Origin of the sequence: Bacillus thuringiensis (assembly GCF_001182785.1) — a bacterium.
Lineage (GTDB): Bacteria > Bacillota > Bacilli > Bacillales > Bacillaceae_G > Bacillus_A > Bacillus_A thuringiensis_S.
This window is the reverse complement of record NZ_CP012099.1, coordinates 646377-662213: the sequence shown is the minus strand read 5'-3', so window position 1 is coordinate 662213 and position 15837 is coordinate 646377. Positions and strand designations below refer to the sequence as shown.

Sequence of the window (15837 nt, the reverse complement as noted above, 5' to 3'; positions counted from 1 at the left end):
TCATTTTACTTTATAATATAAATTTACAAATTGCCCAAAACGTTTCGTATCGGTTAAAGTTAAATTAATTTCTGGATTCTTGTCTTGAAATAATGGAACTCCAGAACCTAATATATGCGGTGTAATCGTAACGATATATTCATCAATTAGATTATTTTTAAAGAACTCACTCAGTAAACTTCCTCCACCAACCATCCATATTTTAGATCCTTCTTGTGCTTTTAACCTTTTAGTAAACTCCACTACATCTTCATTTACAAACTCCACGTTTCCGTCTGAGCCTTTTTCTGAACGAGAAAAAACATAACATGCTTTATCTAAGTAAGGGAATGTTTCCGTATGCTCTACTACATAATCGTACGTTCGTTTCCCCATAATTATTGTATTAATCGTTTCATACATTTCTGTATAACCGTTATCTCCCTCTCCTTCGGTTTCCATTAACCACTCTAAATCATCATTCTCTTTCGCAATATATCCATCCAAACTAGCGGCTATAAATAAAACAACTTCACGTGACATCTCTTTTCCTCCTTGCATCTCATCTTGATTACATTATGATGTAATCAATATACTATCAATAAAACACGACAATTTATGTCATGTTTAAAAAGAAAAAGGTGATACATTTGTCAAAAGCTAAACGCTTATTAGATATTCTTATATTCGCTTCTACAAAAAGAACATTTACAGCTCGGGAAATAGCTGATGAATTTAATATTTCCGTTCGTACTGTCCATAGATACATTTTAGATTTAAGCGATATGGGATTACCTATTTATGCAGAACAAGGTCGTAACGGGGGATATAAAGTATTAACGAATAAAGTCATTCCCCCTATTTTATTTACCGAAGAAGAAGCAGTATCCATCTTTTTTGCTTTTCAGTCTTTAAGCTACTACAGGGACTTGCCTTTTAACACAGAAATCAACTCCGTTACGCATAAACTGTATAACTCTCTACAACATGATGCACAAGCGAAAGTTGATAAAATACGTTCTTATATCGCTTTTTGGAATCCGAAGAGAACAATTGATACCCCTCTATTAAACGAAGTGTTAACCGCGGCTATCGAAAATAAAAATTTACACTTTCAATACGAATCTAAATCAGGGATAAAAACAAAACATGTTCATCCTATCGGTGTATACGCTCACGATGGGCTATGGTACTTACCATCCTATGACTTCAGCAGAAAAAAGGTATTACTGTATCGCGTTGATCGTATTCTTTCCATATTATCAACAGAAGAAAATAAAGATACGTTCATGAATTTAGAAGAATGGTTCGACTCTAACTCTAACGTCATAAAAATTCCTATCCAATTACATGTTTTATTAACGACAGAAGGCGTACGCCAATGTAAAAGCGTTCCTTACCTTGAAGAATTCGTAGTAGTAAACGAAGACGGGACAGGATATATACATTCAACAATTGATAAAGGTGAAATTAACTTTATTACCCCTCTGTTTTATAGACTTGGAAAAGATGCAAAAGTTTTAAAACCGAAAGAATTAATAGATGGTTTACGTATACGTGCGAAAGAAGTTTTACATATGTATGAAGGCTGAAAAAGCTGCTAAATATAAGCAGCTTCTTCGTCCTGTTGTTCCTATTGTTTTACTATTGACGAATATCAATCCACCAACGATATTCCGCATTCATATTTTCAGTGCCACCATTCCCTCTATAATGGAAAGCATCAAGGAAGATTGAGTCTAGTTTATCCTCATCTACAAAATAACCTAGATTAACCTTTACAGTTTGTCCTGGTGTGATACTGCCAATATTGTAAAAGCTTTTTCCATCTCCGTGAGGTTCTAAGTAATCAACTTCGCCCGTCATAATATTTTTCTCGGCAATTCCTTCTTCTTTAGCATAGTTCCATGCATTACCTTCAGATTTAAGCAGCTTTATAGATGGATGCATATAGATTTCTTCTGTCGCCTGTTTACCTATATTTTTCACTGTTGTTGTTAGGTAGACAAATTTAGGATGAATTAATTTTGATTCTACTAATTGATCAATTGAATCTTTACCATTTCCAATTTTATATTTGTCCCGTCTATATGGTATTAATTGTCCCCCTTGATCCAAAGCCTGATTCCTGCTTAGTATTCCTAAGCCAAGTTCATAAAAGTTCTCTTGTTTAAAATCTTTGATTGAATCAAATACTTCAACTTTTTCTATCACATATTCAACTTGGCTATCATCCATCGTTATCGTTACTGGAACCTTTTGCCCTACATGAAATAGTCGTTTACTATCTTTTTTCAAAGGAATAACCTTAGTTTTTTTAGGTTCCTCTGCTTTGCTAAAACGATTTTCATCATAATCTACTATATGTGATGCCTTTTCTTTTGACGTGGGCTCAAGTGAAATGTTCCCTAACACATCCATCATTTGTTCTTCGTTTATATCGGATCCAATATAACTTTCTAACATAATCCCTTCTTTCTCAAAAAAGAGAAATACCTTTCTATCGAACATTACATTGTTGTTTCCTGTTTCTTTATGGACAATTACTGCTTTCCTACCATTTATCTCTTTTTCTTCGTAACTTTTCGAATACAGAGTTTGAAAATCTGTATTTTCCCCTACCCTCCGAAGAGCGAATGAAAATCCTCCCATTGCGTAGTTATCTTTAAATGAATATTTCATAGCACTATCATCAATTGCTTCCATATTTTCTGGCAATTTACCAATCTTCAACTTATACCACTTATTACTCTTTTTCGAGTCCTTGTTTGTTACCGAAACATTTACTTCATAATTTTGTTTTTTAACAATCATATTATAAACTTTTACTGCACCAAAAACAGTTGTCGGCATACCAATTAATAAACAGGCAGCAGCGATTAACATACGATATCTTTTACGCTTTTTCTGAGGTTGTCCATCTTTCAACTTCATTTCCTCCATAAACAATTTCTTTTTGCGCGTATATGTATGTGAAAATTCATGTTGTTCTTCGAGTTTATCAAAATCATCTAAAGCAATCTTTTCGGCAAGGTCATACATTTCTTTGGAGTTCTTTGAATTCGTCATTTTGTATACCTCCTATAATGTTTTGTACTCGTTTCCGAGCACGCTCAAACTGCTTGCGGACATTAGCCTCCGTAATCCCCATTACACTTGAAATTTCTTGATACGTTAAGTTATAGAAGACTTTGTACTTAAACACCTGTCTGTTAGATTCATTTAACTCTTTTAGCAATGTATCAATTTGAACCTCAGACATTTTACGTTTTTCCCACTCTTCAATATTTTCATCTACTGCTTCTATTGATTCTCTTTCATATTCTTCTAAAAATGTTTCATGTCGTTTATTTTTCCGGTAACTATCAATCGCCTTGTTTTTCGCGACCCTCAAAATATAGCGTTTAAGCTCTTGCGTGTTCAAGCTATGAAGTTTTTCCAAGTTCTTATAAAGAGTAATAAACGTCTCTTGAACCGCATCTTCAGCCTGCTGAATATTATTTAAAATAGAATACGCTACATAATAAATTTTTTGTTCGTACAACTCGTATAGCTCTTCCATCTTTTCATAATTGTTATTTGTAACTTTCATATAATTCCTCCTCTCACTCTATATAACGAATGAGCGATATACTTTGTGACACTGCAGTATTCTTTAATAGATAAAACCGAATAATAGAATGAAAAAAGCCCAATTTCTCTATTGTAACTGAGAAATTGGGCTTTTTTATATTAGAATTCCCCTGACTGTTCCATTAAGAACATCCCTCTTATGCCTTTTCAGTAAGTAGTATTTGCTCTATCGCTTCTTTTAACAAATTCTTTGTCTCTTCAAAGTTATGATTCTTCTTTTCCTCTGGTTGCACCGTATAAAACTCAGCAAACGAACGCTCTTTATATCTTGGTACGACATGCATATGGTAATGTGTTAACTCGTTAAATACTCCACCATTTTGACAAACTGTAATTCCATCTGGTTTATATAATGCCTTAATCGCTTTTGCAATCAGCTTAGAAGCATCCATAATGGATTTTGCTACAACATCATCTAATTCGTCTACTTCTACAACATGCTGCTTTGGCACAATTAAAGTATGCCCTGGGTAGAAAGGCGCATGATCTAAAAAGCAAGTTACATAATCATCTTCATATACTTTATATATTTTTTCCTCTTCGTTTACTAATTTACAACCTAAACAGTCCATTACACTTTCCCCTCTTTCTAAAACATAAAAACGTGAGAATACGGCTCTCACGCTTTTATATTTCACTTTATTAATTCAATTGTTTCCGTAACTTTTATACTATCTTTTACAGATTGAACAATCGTGCAATTTTTCACTGCAAGCTGCAATGCTTTGTCCAACTGCTCTTCTGTAATGTTTTCCGCTTTAATTTTATAGTGCAAATGAACACTTTCAACTGGTTTTGATAAAGCTTCACTTCTACCAATTTCAGTTTCAATTGTAAACGTATCGTATGTAATACGTTTCTTTTCTAAAATTGTTCGAAAGACAATTGCACTACATCCTGCGATAGAAGAAACGAGTAATTGTAACGGTGAATACCCGTTTTCTTTTCCAATCGCTAATTGACCGTACGATAAATCTGCCTTTATATCATCGTGTTTGATTGTTAGTTTCATTTGTTTTGTCCATCTCCACTTTCATCGGTTTCTGCCGTTTCTTACTCATATAATAATAATATATATAGCAGAAAATGATAAATGGAATACCACAGTATAACGCCATTCTTTGTTCAGGAATAAACGCTAAACTAATAACAACGATGCTATTTGTAATTAAAGCTAAAATTGGAACAATCGGGTATAGTGGTGTTCTATACTTTAAGTCCTCTAACTTTCCTCCGCCTTTTATATACTGACTTCTAAAGCGAAGTTGCGATAGAGCAATAATGATCCAACTTGAAACAGCCGATAAACCAGCTATCGATAATAAGTACATGTATACTGTATCTTCTGCAAGGAAACTTGTGAATAGGGATAATCCAGCTACCGCAATCGTTACGACTAGCGCTGTAATTGGAATACCACGTTTATTTACTGTCTTGAAAGAAGTTGGTGCCATTCCTTCATTTGCAAGTGACCATAATATACGCGTCGCTGCATATAATCCAGAGTTCGCTACAGATAATAACGCAGTAATAATAACAAAGTTCATAATATCAGCTGCATATGGAATACCGATTTTATCAAATACAACTACGAATGGACTTTCAATTACGCCTGCTTCCTTCCAAGAAATTAATCCTACTAAAATTGTCATTGTTAAAATGAAGAATAACATAATGCGCCATACTGTATTACGGATCGCACGTGGAATTGTTTTTTCTGGATTTTCACTTTCTCCCGCTGCAATCCCGATTAACTCTGTTCCTTGGAACGAGAAGTTAACTGTAATCATTGTAAGTAATACGGCAGCTAGTCCATTTGGGAAAAGTCCACCATCGCTTACAAAGTTAGAGAAAAGAGGTGCTGCTTCTTTTCCGTCATATGATATAAATCCTAATAATGCACTACCACCAAGAACAACAAATGCAAGGATTGTAATTACTTTAATACTAGAAAACCAAAATTCTAATTCAGCGTAGCTTTTCGCTGAGATAGCATTTGACGCATATAGAATAACGCCGAATACAAGGCACCATACCCAAACATCAACATTTGGAAACCATCTTTTCATCATTAAACCGATTGAAGTTAATTCTAAACCTACCGTTACTGCCCAGCCGAGCCAGTATAGCCAGCCGATCATAAAGCCCGTTCCTGGTCCAATAAACTTCGTCGCATACTTTTGGAAAGAACCTGAAACTGGCATTGCTACCGTTAACTCTCCAAGACAAAGCATTGTTAAATACATAATAAATCCGCCTACTAAATATGAAAGGATGGCTCCCCCTGGTCCAGCCTGATTAATAGTGTAACCTGAACCTAAGAAAAAACCAGTTCCGATTACACCACCAAGTGCGATCATAAATAAATGTCTACTCTTCATCGTACGATGTAATTTCTCATTCGTTGGTTGCTGCATCTAAATCCTCCCCCTACCATACCCCTATATCTTGTTAAAATTTTCTGATAATAAAAATATACACGAAAGCGATTACATTTTCTATATAAAATTAAAACTTTTCTGATAAAATAATATAAAAAATCTAATTATTGCAAGATTTAGATTCTATTTAGAGGAAAATAAGGATAAACAAGGAAAAAACCCTCACATATATTGTAAGGGTTAACGGAGTTCTAATCTTCTGGATAAAATTGACAAACTATAATTTACGATAAAGTACATACAAGCCACTAATATAAACGTCGGGATCATGTAATTCACATTTTGTCCGCTAATAATTTGAGCATTATGCATAAGTTCAGGTAGTGATATAACAACCGCTAGCGACGTATCCTTCAGCAATGAAATAAATTGACTAACAAGTGGCGGAACCATTCTCCTTAATGCTTGCGGCAAAATAATATACCAAAGTGCTTGAACATACGTTAATCCTGAAGATCTTGCAGCCTCAACCTGCCCTTTTTCAATAGATAACAGACCACTTCGAACGATTTCAGATATCATTGCAGCTTCAAATATTGTTAAAGCAACAATTGCAGCTGTTATAATTTCTAATTTCAAGCCTGCTTCTGGAAGTGCAAAATACGTAAAAAATATAATTAAAAGAAGCGGTAAATTTCGAATCACTTCAACGATAATTCCTAATATTTGTGAGACGACTGGTATTTTCATGTAGCGCAATATCCCTATTACACTACCAATAATAAAGCTAAGTACAATTGCTACGAACGCTACCTCTAGTGTTATGAGTAATCCTTTTAATAAAAACAGAATATGATCTCCTGTAATTGCTCCCTTAAAATCCATTTACACCGCCTCCTTTGCTAAGCGTTTTTCTAAATAACGCACTAGCATACTGAGCGGAATTGTTAATATTAAATAAAACATCCCGACAAATATATAAACATCAAACGTAACAAACGTCTTCGTGGAAATTAAATCTCCTTGATACATTAAATCAGTACCAGCAATAATTCCGAGTATTGAGGAGTTTTTAACTAAATTGAGAAATTGATTTCCTAAAGGGGGGATTACAATTTTCATAGCTTGAGGTAAGACAACATAATACATTCCTTGCACATACGTTAATCCTGAGGAACGCGCAGCTTCCATTTGCCCTTTCGCAACTGATAAAATACCAGCGCGAATTACTTCTGCAATAAATGCTGCAGTATATATCGTAAGCGTAACTGTTCCTGCTACAAAACCATTTAACGTAATTCCTATTACAGGTAAAGCGAAATAGAATATAAATGCAATTAATACGAGTGGAATATTTCTTACAAACTCTACAAAAGCGGATCCCATCCAATTTAAAATACGAATAGGTGCAATACGCATTACTGCCAAAATTACGCCTAAAATAAAACTGCCTATTAATGCAATTACACTAGACATAACTGTATATTTAAACCCTTCTAAATACATATCAATGTTATTCGTTAATATAGAAAAATCAGGCACATATTCTCCCCTCTTTCTTTACAAGAAGAGGATGAGTACTCTCATCCTCTCACTCTTACTATTTATCAAGAAAAATAAAGTTTCACTTTACTTCTCTTGTTTTTGACCGATCCATTTTTCATACAATTTATCGTATTCCCCGCTCGCCTTCATATCTTTTAGTAAGTTATTAATCTCTTTCGTTAAATCGTCTGCACCTTTTTGCACTGCAATTCCGTACGGTTCATCTGTGAAAATTTTTCCTACTACTTCATAATTAGCATCTTGTTTTGCCATTCCATAAAGAATCGCATTATCTGTCGTTAACACATCACCTTTACCTGCCTTTAACGCTGTAAATGCCTCACTATAATTTTCAAATTCTAATACAGTCGCTTCTGGTGACTTTTGACGAATGTTATTTGTAGATGTTGATCCTTTTACAGCTAATACTTTAACGCCTTGTTTTATATCATCGACGCTCTTAATATTGCTTCCTTTTTTCACAAGTAACGATTGTCCTGCTTTAAAATATACATCTGAAAAATCCACTTCTTTTTTGCGTTCTTCCGTAATTGTCATTGTCGCAATAATTGCATCAATATCACCATTTTTCAGCATTGGAATACGTGTTTTAGACGTTACTTCTTTCAACTCTAGCTTCTTTTCATCTCCAAGAATCTTTTTCGCAAGTGCCTTCGCGATATCAACATCGAATCCTTCTACCTGCCCTGTTGAAGGATTTTTCAATCCAAATAAATTCGTATCATTCTTCACCCCAACTACTAATTTCCCTCGTTTCTTAATTTGCTCAACAGCCCCGCCTTGCTTCGTATTTGTTTCCTTTGCCTCATCTTTCTTACTTCCGCATCCAGCAACAACAAGCACGAATAAACATGAAAATACGATTAAAGTAAATAACTTTTTCATTTTAAGCATGAAATTCCTCCTCTAATGATTTAGCACCCGACTTAAAAATAAACGAGCTCTTTCTTGTTCAGGATTTGCAAAAAATTGCGCCGGTGTTGTATCTTCAATAATTTGACCATCATCCATAAATAAAATCCGATCTGCTACTTCTCGCGCAAATCCCATTTCATGCGTGACAACGACCATTGTCATCCCTTCTTTAGCTAGCGTTTTCATAACATCAAGTACTTCCCCGATCATCTCCGGATCAAGAGCAGACGTAGGCTCATCGAACAGCATAATTTCCGGTTGCATCGCAAGTCCTCTAGCAATTGCTACCCTTTGCTGTTGTCCTCCGGATAATTGATGCGGATATACATTAGCCTTCTCCGGGATTCCTACTTTCTCTAAATAAAACATTGCTGTTTTCTCTGCTTCTTCTTTGGAAACTTTATTTACTTTAATCGGTGCTAGTGTAATATTTTGCAGAACTGTTTTATGTGGATATAAATAAAAATGTTGAAAGACCATCCCAATATTTCGCCGCAATTCATTCATGTCCGTTTTTTTATTGTGTACCTCTGTATTTTGTACAATTAATTCTCCATCTGTAATTGCCTCTAATTGATTTATACATCGAAGCAATGTACTTTTTCCTGATCCTGAAGGCCCGACAACTACTACCACTTCGCCTTTTTTCACTTGCACATTAATATTTTTCAAAACTTGAAAGTTACCATAATATTTATTTACATTACGAAATTCTATCAACATACTCCCCCTTCCCCTAACAACGCATGTACATTCTTTTTATATTCAAAAATAGTCCCAAAAATAACTTTCAGCTTCAATTTGTCCATAAAAAAAGCAAAGGGTTTCCCCTTTGCTTTTTTCATTTCTATTCTATTAAGATACTTCTTCTTTCTTATCTTTCCCGTATTCATGCTCCCAAAAATCAGCATTTTTAATTCCTAATTCCTGCGGATCAAATACTGGATCTTTCCCTTCTTTTTTCTGCTTTTCATAATCTTTTAATGCGATCAATGCTGGTTTTTGTAGTAGTAAAATCGCGATAATGTTAACCCATGCCATAATCCCTACACCAATATCACCTAAAGCCCAAGCCGTTGCAGCTGTTTTTACACAACCATAGAATACGACTCCTAAGAATACAAATTTTAGTACGATGGACATCCAAGGACGGTCTTTATCACGATTTAAGTATGCAATATTCGTTTCTGCAATGTAGTAATACGCCATAATTGTTGTAAACGCGAAGAATAGTAAAGAAATTGCAACGAAACCGTTTCCAAATCCAGGGAAAACAGATTCTACTGCTGCCTGTGTATAACCAGGACCCGGCTGCGCACCATTTAATTTATTAACGATAAAGTTTTTTCCGCTTGCATCAAATACGTTATACATGCCTGTAATAATCATCATAAATGCTGTTGCTGAACAAACAAATAATGTATCAATGTAAACGGAAAATGCTTGTACTAACCCTTGTTTAGCTGGATGTGATACTTCAGCAGCTGCCGCCGCATGGGCCCCAGTTCCTTGCCCTGCTTCATTGGAATAAATACCACGTTTTACTCCCCAAGAGATTGCTAAACCAATAATTCCACCAAAAGCTGCTTCTAATGCAAAGGCACTTTTTAAAATTAACATGAAAGCATCTGGTAATTTTTCAATATTCATAGCAACAATCACGCAAGCTACTAAAATATAACCAAGCGCCATAAATGGCACTACAACTTGCGCTACATTAACAATTCGCTTAACTCCACCAAAAATAATAAGCGCTAATGCCGCTACTAATACCGCTCCGGATACAGAAGTATTAATACCGAAAGCTGTTTCCAAACTTACAGCAATACTATTTGCCTGAACACCCGGTAACAGCATCCCCGTTGCAAGAATTGTTGCTGCAACGAATACTAATGCATACCATTTAACCCCTAACCCTTTTTCAATGTAATAAGCTGGACCACCACGGAATTGCCCTTGATGCTTCGTCTTATATATTTGTGCAAGTGTCGATTCTACATAAGCAGAACCTGCTCCTAGAAACGCGACCGCCCACATCCAAAAGACAGCTCCTGGACCACCAAATGCAACAGCCGTTGCAACACCCGCAATATTTCCTGTTCCAACGCGCCCTGATAAAGAAAGTGCTAACGCCTGGAACGAAGAAACACCAGCATCCGATTTTTCTCCTTGAAATGTAAGCTTCACCATTTCTCCTACATGCCTTACTTGTAAAAACCTCGTTCGAATGGAAAAATATAAACCTGCTCCTAAACATAAATAAACAAGTGCTGGACTCCAAACAATATTATTGATCCAACTTACGATAGCTTCCAACATTCCCCCTCCTCTTTTTATAAAGAATATTCAGAATATATATAAAATTATAAGTGTATACCGAATCTAGGACAATATTATTTTAATAAAGTAAACATATTTTTGTATAAAAAAACAAAGTATATATTTGTTTTATATACTTTGTTTTGAACTAAATGTATTATATATTCACAATTGCTTCTTTTTTGATAATTCTTCCGTATAGCTCTTCCGATAATTTCAAGAAATTATCAGGCATATCTTTCCCTTTAAACTTCTTTTGAAGCGTTCCATATAAACCTATATCACGTAAGCGTAAAAATAGTGGTAACGATTCATACCAACTATCCGCCAGCCTGTGCTCATATTCGTATCCTTTTCTTAACACTTGTAACTGTTTACGAGCGAATGTCGTCTTCTCCTCCACTGTCCACGGTGCAAAAAGGACCGAGTAATAAAGAACCATTGCCAAATCATGAATGAAGTAATTATAGGCAGCATCATCAAAATCAAAGATTGTTAGCTCTTTTCCATCATAATGGAAATTACCTGGATGAATATCGCCATGCATAAGACCGAACGTTTCTCTGCCAATTGGAAGAGTCTTTATTTCCTCCATTAATACAGCAGCAATCTCTTTCACTTTCTCATCTTCTAATTCATTAACAATGCTACTCTCGTCCTCTTCCCACGTATCACGGTAATCTGTTTTAGGATAATCCATTGTAAGGCGATGCAGTTGTCCAATCGCTTTTCCCCACGCTTCAAAGTAAGTATTTCCCCAATAAGGCGATTCCTCTCCTTTTACTTGCTCGCCTTTTGCATATGTAAATAAAGACGCGAAAAAGAACGTTCCATCCTCTGCTACAATTTCTTCTACAAGATTCTGAGACGTTGAATAAAGAGGTCCTGCTACCTTTGCCCCATTCTCCGCAACATATCGTAAAAAATCTAGTTCCGCCTCTACCTCTTGTTTAGAGCGATGAGAAGAATGCGTTAAACGTAATACGTAATCTTCATCATTATCACCCTTCGCCTTAAAAATATAATTTTCAAAATCTCCAAGTGGCTTTTCTTCCACTGTTACATGAAATTCTCTTGCCGCTCTTGCTAAAATTTCCTTTGTAAAAACACGTTCTACAGCTATTTCCATATGTATCCCTCCTATATATCTTCTTAATTCGACACAAATGTGAGAAGTACTGCTATGAAATTGAATAGTGCACAAAAGACAATGTAACGTAACTTTCAATCCTCTTTTTTTAAAAATAATTCAAGCATAAATTTCTCACAAACGACAAAAATTAACAGAAACAATTGCACTTTAAAAGAGGTGGAAATTATGACAGAGAAACAAGAACAACAAGAGAGTAAAAAACAAAAGCATATGTTTCCATCACTTCCGGAGAACATTAATTACATTGAAAATAAACTTTCTCATTCTGATGATATAAAAAAATTAGATCTCCCTTTTCAAAACGGAAAAGGAACAATCTTATATATCGAATCTTTAGCAGATCCAAATCTAATTCATCAGTTAGCCCTTGAGCCTTTATTGACACGGTCAGACTTAGCTTTAGATAAAGCTTTTTCTACATTGAATATGACAAAAGAAACGAATTTAAATTATGGTGTGCAGCTTTTATTACAAGGTAAATCATTATATTTCCATGAGCAAGTCGAAAGCTTTTGTATTTTTGAAACAGCTCTATCTTTAAAAAGAGATATAACAGAGCCTGATAATGAAGGTATTGTACGTGGACCGCATACTGGTTTTGTAGAAGATTTAGCAACGAATTTAGCTTCTATTCGTAAACTCATTAAGAGTCCAAATGTAGTTGTTAAATATTTTACACTCGGTGAAGAAATGCACACGAAAGTAGCTATTGCTTATATTCAAAATATAGCTAATGATGATCTCGTTACCGAAGTAAAAAGAAGGCTAGAAACTATTAAAACCGATTCCCTTATGGCACCAGGTTATATACAAGAATTTATAGAAGATAATTCTTTCTCGCCATTTCCACAACAATTAAATACAGAGCGGCCAGATAGAACTGTCGCTAATTTAATGGAAGGCCGAGTTGCTATTTTATCCGATGGAGATCCAACAGCTCTTATCGTTCCTGTTACGTTATTCGCTTTCTATCAATCACCAGATGACTATAATAATCGCTGGATTGTTGGTTCTTTCGTCCGAATGATTCGCCTAGTGAGCTTCTTGATTGCCTTTCTCTTACCAGCTATATATATCGCAACCGTCGCTTTTCATCCTGATGTGTTGCCACTCGAGCTCGTTTATACAATTAAAGCTTCATTAGAAAAAGTACCTCTCCCTCCCATTTTTGAGGCTCTCTTAATGGAATTGATTTTCGAATTATTACGGGAAGCTGGTATTCGCTTGCCAAGCCGAGTTGGACAAACAATCGGTATTGTAGGCGGTTTAGTAATTGGTGATGCGATTGTAAAAGCTGGACTCGTTTCTTATACGATGATTATCGTTGTAGCTTTAACTGCAATTGCATCTTTTCTCGTTCCATCAAACGATATGAGTTCAGCAGTTCGTATTCTTCGTTTTCCGTTAATGCTCCTTGCTGCTATATTCGGATATGTCGGAATATCATTTGGTCTAATTATAACTTTCGTTCATTTATGTCAGCTACACTCATTTCATACACCATATCTGTCTCCTGTTGCCCCGATGCGGATCAAAGATATGAAAGATTCTTTTGTAAGACTTCCAATTTGGTCGTTTTGGGAACGGCCTCATGATCCAAAGCCGAAAAAAATGCAACGACAGCATGTAACGAGAGAGGATGAGAATGGTGACAAACACGCAAAGTAAAATTTCACTTGTTCAATTTACCTTTTTCGTTATTCAGTGCCAAATCGGAGTTGGTATACTTTCTTTACCAAACCGTCTTCACCCAATAGCGAAAGGTGGCGGATGGATTTCTGCTCTCATCGCTGGTCTTGCAATTCAACTTATTATTTTACTTATGTGGTTTTTGTTAAGAAGATTTCCTGATGCAACTATGTATGAAATTTCTTCTATAATGTTTGGGAATAAATTCGGAAAACTATTAGGATTTTCATATGTTCTTTATTTTACACTTATCGGTATGACCGTTATGTTAAATGCTTGTAATGTCATTAAAGTATGGGTTTTGCAAGCAACCCCTTGGTCTGCAATTCTCATACTATTTACAATAGCTTGCTGCTATGTAGCCTATAATACATTTAAAGTAATTGTAAGATTTTATGTCATGGCTTCTATTCTCATTTTGCCCATGGCTCTTTTAATTGCACTAGGTTTTTCACGAGCTGATTTTTCTTATATTTTTCCAATTACAGAAGCCGGATGGTGGAATATTATTCAAGCTTCAAAGGAAACCATTACAGCTATGTATGGTTTTGAAATTATTCTGATCGCTTTTCCAAAAGTAAATGGGAATCCTGTTGCACGGCTAAAGGCCATTTCTATCGCTAATGGATTTGTAACTCTTTTTTACACTTTTACCGTTTGGATTTGCTTTATTGTATTTAGTCCAAAACAAGTTGAGCTTATTCCAGAACCAGTTGCTTACTTATTACGCTCTCTCCATATTGGGATTATAGACCGAACAGACCTAATTTTCATTCCAATTTGGATGATAACTGTTGTAGCCTCCATCGCTAGTTATTACTGTGCTGCTTCAATAGGAATTGGACATATATTCAATCTTGCTAATCATAAAAAAGCTGTTCCAATCGTTGGTATTATTGCTTTTAGTGTAGCCTTATTTATAGATACACCTGAGGAGCTTAAAGTACTTGCTACATTTACTGATAAATTCACCTATATTTTTATAGTAATTCTACCTTTTTTATTTCTTCTCTATTCCTTATTCAGAAATAAGAAAGGAGCTCCATATGCACAAAAAAACAATTAAATTATGTAGCATATTGTGCGCTAGCTCACTTCTTTCTGGTTGTTGGGATCAAGAACCTTTAAGAGATGCGAGATTAGCTTATAGTATTGGCTTTGATATTACAGAAGAAAATAAACTGCAGCAAACCATTGAACTCGTAAAGAGTTCGAGTGGGGATCAATCTTCATTTAAAAATGAAGTACATTCAGCAACTGGCTATAACATACGTGATACAAGTGATTCTTTAAGAAAAAACGTTACTGGTAATATTCGTTATTTCAAATATGGAGTAGAACTATTAGGAACAAAAATCCAAAAGAAAGGCATACTCCCTTATTTAGACGTTGGATTTAGAGATCCAACAAATCCAACCGCATTAGTAAAACTTATATCAGTAGATGGGGAAACGGATAAAATACTTGCCCAAAAGAAGGTAGGAAATTTATTAATTGGAGACTTTTTAAAGAAAAAAGTACAGAGCTTAGAAGACATGAGTATATTTCCAGATGAAACTTTAGAAACGGCCGCTACAAAAATGTTAGATCCCGGAAAAGATTTCACCCTCCCATCTATAAAGCTAAAAGGAAAAGAAGTTGTAACCAATGGGATAGCTCTATTTAACAAAGATAAATTAACTGGACTTTTACCTTTACGCCAATCGGTACTCTTCGTATTACTAACTGATAAAATGGGGAAAAGCGCTCGCATAACCCAAAAACTTACAAATAACGATTCATCTAGTACATCTGACTATCTTACAATTGAAGTAAGTAATCGAAAGTTAAAACGAGACTTAAAAATAACAACAGATAAAAAAGGAAATGTTTATGCTCACATTAAGCTCCAACTAAAAGTTATAGCGCTTGAAGCTCCGAGAGATAATCTTTACAAAATGGATGAAAGAAAAAAACTAAATAAAGAATTGTCTAAACAACTTACGAAAGAAGCTAAAAAGATAACAAAAAAGCTACAAAAAGCAAACTGTGATGCTTTCGGTATCGGCAGACACCTTATCGCTTATCATCCTGATTTATGGAAGAAAAAAAATTGGAATAAAGATTATGCAAAAGTAAAATTTAAGCCTGAAGTAGAAGTAAATATTTTGTATAGTGGTGTCTTAAAATAAAAGGTTGTATGCCTCCTCGGCATACAACCTT

Annotated in this window: 17 protein-coding genes; 4 read left to right on the top strand and 13 right to left on the bottom strand. The window is 35.0% G+C overall.

Annotated elements, in window-relative coordinates; translation table 11 throughout:
• Nucleotides 1–522, bottom strand: a complete 522-nt coding sequence (locus AC241_RS03375; protein ID WP_050842569.1) for a dihydrofolate reductase family protein — start codon at nt 520–522, stop codon at nt 1–3.
• A gap of 80 nt (nt 523–602) precedes the next feature.
• Here AC241_RS03375 and AC241_RS03370 point away from each other — a divergent pair, with 80 nt between their 5' ends.
• Nucleotides 603–1571, top strand: coding sequence for a helix-turn-helix transcriptional regulator (locus AC241_RS03370; protein WP_155417045.1), 969 nt, complete (start codon nt 603–605; stop codon nt 1569–1571).
• Between the two features lie 52 nt (nt 1572–1623).
• Here the strand turns inward: AC241_RS03370 and AC241_RS03365 are convergent, their stop codons facing one another.
• From AC241_RS03365 to AC241_RS03310, 12 genes are all read right to left on the bottom strand, one after another.
• Complete coding sequence (locus AC241_RS03365) at nt 1624–3048, bottom strand: DUF4367 domain-containing protein (protein ID WP_050842565.1); 1425 nt, start codon at nt 3046–3048, stop codon at nt 1624–1626.
• A complete protein-coding gene (locus AC241_RS03360) occupies nt 3014–3571 on the bottom strand; it encodes an RNA polymerase sigma factor (RefSeq protein ID WP_050842564.1) in 558 nt (185 codons plus the stop codon). Before AC241_RS03360 ends, AC241_RS03365 begins: the two co-directional genes overlap by 35 nt.
• Nucleotides 3572–3749: 178 nt before the next feature.
• Nucleotides 3750–4184 (bottom strand): HIT family protein, encoded by a 435-nt coding sequence (locus AC241_RS03355; protein ID WP_050842562.1) that lies wholly within the window; start codon nt 4182–4184, stop codon nt 3750–3752.
• Nucleotides 4185–4246: 62 nt separating this feature from the next.
• A complete protein-coding gene (locus tag AC241_RS03350; RefSeq protein ID WP_050842560.1) occupies nt 4247–4624 on the bottom strand; it encodes an OsmC family protein in 378 nt (125 codons plus the stop codon).
• A complete protein-coding gene (locus AC241_RS03345; RefSeq protein WP_050842558.1) occupies nt 4599–6029 on the bottom strand; it encodes an amino acid permease in 1431 nt (476 codons plus the stop codon). Before AC241_RS03345 ends, AC241_RS03350 begins: the two co-directional genes overlap by 26 nt.
• A 204-nt stretch (nt 6030–6233) precedes the next feature.
• Nucleotides 6234–6878 (bottom strand): amino acid ABC transporter permease, encoded by a 645-nt coding sequence (locus AC241_RS03340; protein WP_050842556.1) that lies wholly within the window; start codon nt 6876–6878, stop codon nt 6234–6236.
• Nucleotides 6879–7535 carry an amino acid ABC transporter permease gene (locus tag AC241_RS03335; protein ID WP_016083541.1) on the bottom strand — a complete coding sequence of 219 codons (657 nt, stop codon included), beginning with the start codon at nt 7533–7535 and terminating at the stop codon, nt 6879–6881.
• Nucleotides 7536–7622: 87 nt separating this feature from the next.
• Nucleotides 7623–8453 carry a glutamine ABC transporter substrate-binding protein GlnH gene (glnH, locus tag AC241_RS03330; RefSeq protein ID WP_048564166.1) on the bottom strand — a complete coding sequence of 277 codons (831 nt, stop codon included), beginning with the start codon at nt 8451–8453 and terminating at the stop codon, nt 7623–7625.
• 12 nt (nt 8454–8465) lie between these two features.
• The gene (locus tag AC241_RS03325; RefSeq protein ID WP_002162934.1) at nt 8466–9194 is read right to left on the bottom strand and encodes an amino acid ABC transporter ATP-binding protein; all 729 of its coding nucleotides are present in this window, start codon (nt 9192–9194) and stop codon (nt 8466–8468) included.
• Nucleotides 9191–9319: an amino acid ABC transporter ATP-binding protein gene (locus AC241_RS32495; RefSeq protein ID WP_080990869.1), complete on the bottom strand. Its 129-nt coding sequence runs from the start codon at nt 9317–9319 to the stop codon at nt 9191–9193. The genes AC241_RS03325 and AC241_RS32495 overlap by 4 nt, the downstream gene beginning before the upstream one ends.
• A gap of 10 nt (nt 9320–9329) precedes the next feature.
• A complete protein-coding gene (locus AC241_RS03315; protein WP_000387486.1) occupies nt 9330–10790 on the bottom strand; it encodes an alanine/glycine:cation symporter family protein in 1461 nt (486 codons plus the stop codon).
• A 160-nt stretch (nt 10791–10950) separates the two neighbouring features.
• Nucleotides 10951–11922, bottom strand: a complete 972-nt coding sequence (locus AC241_RS03310; protein ID WP_016083544.1) for a phosphotransferase enzyme family protein — start codon at nt 11920–11922, stop codon at nt 10951–10953.
• Nucleotides 11923–12111: 189 nt separating this feature from the next.
• On the opposite strand from AC241_RS03310, the gene gerKA reads away from it, so the two are divergent.
• Genes gerKA through AC241_RS03295 form a run of 3 tightly spaced genes read left to right on the top strand, consistent with a single transcriptional unit; the run spans nt 12112 to nt 15806 of the window.
• Nucleotides 12112–13614: a spore germination protein GerKA gene (gene gerKA / locus AC241_RS03305; RefSeq protein ID WP_050842554.1), complete on the top strand. Its 1503-nt coding sequence runs from the start codon at nt 12112–12114 to the stop codon at nt 13612–13614.
• A complete protein-coding gene (locus AC241_RS03300; protein ID WP_029441556.1) occupies nt 13595–14701 on the top strand; it encodes a GerAB/ArcD/ProY family transporter in 1107 nt (368 codons plus the stop codon). Before gerKA ends, AC241_RS03300 begins: the two co-directional genes overlap by 20 nt.
• Nucleotides 14682–15806 carry a Ger(x)C family spore germination protein gene (locus AC241_RS03295; RefSeq protein ID WP_029441555.1) on the top strand — a complete coding sequence of 375 codons (1125 nt, stop codon included), beginning with the start codon at nt 14682–14684 and terminating at the stop codon, nt 15804–15806. Before AC241_RS03300 ends, AC241_RS03295 begins: the two co-directional genes overlap by 20 nt.
• The last annotated feature ends 31 nt before the right edge of the window (nt 15807–15837 follow it).

What these genes read in the sequence shown, in the direction of transcription:
- AC241_RS03345 (WP_050842558.1), bottom strand. Translation starts at nt 6,029, where the DNA reads ATGCAGCAACCAACGAATGAGAAATTACATCGTACGATGAAGAGTAGA.
- AC241_RS03350 (WP_050842560.1), bottom strand. Translation starts at nt 4,624, where the DNA reads ATGAAACTAACAATCAAACACGATGATATAAAGGCAGATTTATCGTAC.
- AC241_RS03310 (WP_016083544.1), bottom strand. Translation starts at nt 11,922, where the DNA reads ATGGAAATAGCTGTAGAACGTGTTTTTACAAAGGAAATTTTAGCAAGA.
- gerKA (WP_050842554.1), top strand. Translation starts at nt 12,112, where the DNA reads ATGACAGAGAAACAAGAACAACAAGAGAGTAAAAAACAAAAGCATATG.
- AC241_RS03360 (WP_050842564.1), bottom strand. Translation starts at nt 3,571, where the DNA reads ATGAAAGTTACAAATAACAATTATGAAAAGATGGAAGAGCTATACGAG.
- AC241_RS03295 (WP_029441555.1), top strand. Translation starts at nt 14,682, where the DNA reads ATGCACAAAAAAACAATTAAATTATGTAGCATATTGTGCGCTAGCTCA.
- glnH (WP_048564166.1), bottom strand. Translation starts at nt 8,453, where the DNA reads ATGCTTAAAATGAAAAAGTTATTTACTTTAATCGTATTTTCATGTTTA.
- AC241_RS03340 (WP_050842556.1), bottom strand. Translation starts at nt 6,878, where the DNA reads ATGGATTTTAAGGGAGCAATTACAGGAGATCATATTCTGTTTTTATTA.
- AC241_RS03355 (WP_050842562.1), bottom strand. Translation starts at nt 4,184, where the DNA reads ATGGACTGTTTAGGTTGTAAATTAGTAAACGAAGAGGAAAAAATATAT.
- AC241_RS03370 (WP_155417045.1), top strand. Translation starts at nt 603, where the DNA reads ATGTTTAAAAAGAAAAAGGTGATACATTTGTCAAAAGCTAAACGCTTA.
- AC241_RS03365 (WP_050842565.1), bottom strand. Translation starts at nt 3,048, where the DNA reads ATGACGAATTCAAAGAACTCCAAAGAAATGTATGACCTTGCCGAAAAG.
- AC241_RS03375 (WP_050842569.1), bottom strand. Translation starts at nt 522, where the DNA reads ATGTCACGTGAAGTTGTTTTATTTATAGCCGCTAGTTTGGATGGATAT.
- AC241_RS32495 (WP_080990869.1), bottom strand. Translation starts at nt 9,319, where the DNA reads ATGAAAAAAGCAAAGGGGAAACCCTTTGCTTTTTTTATGGACAAATTG.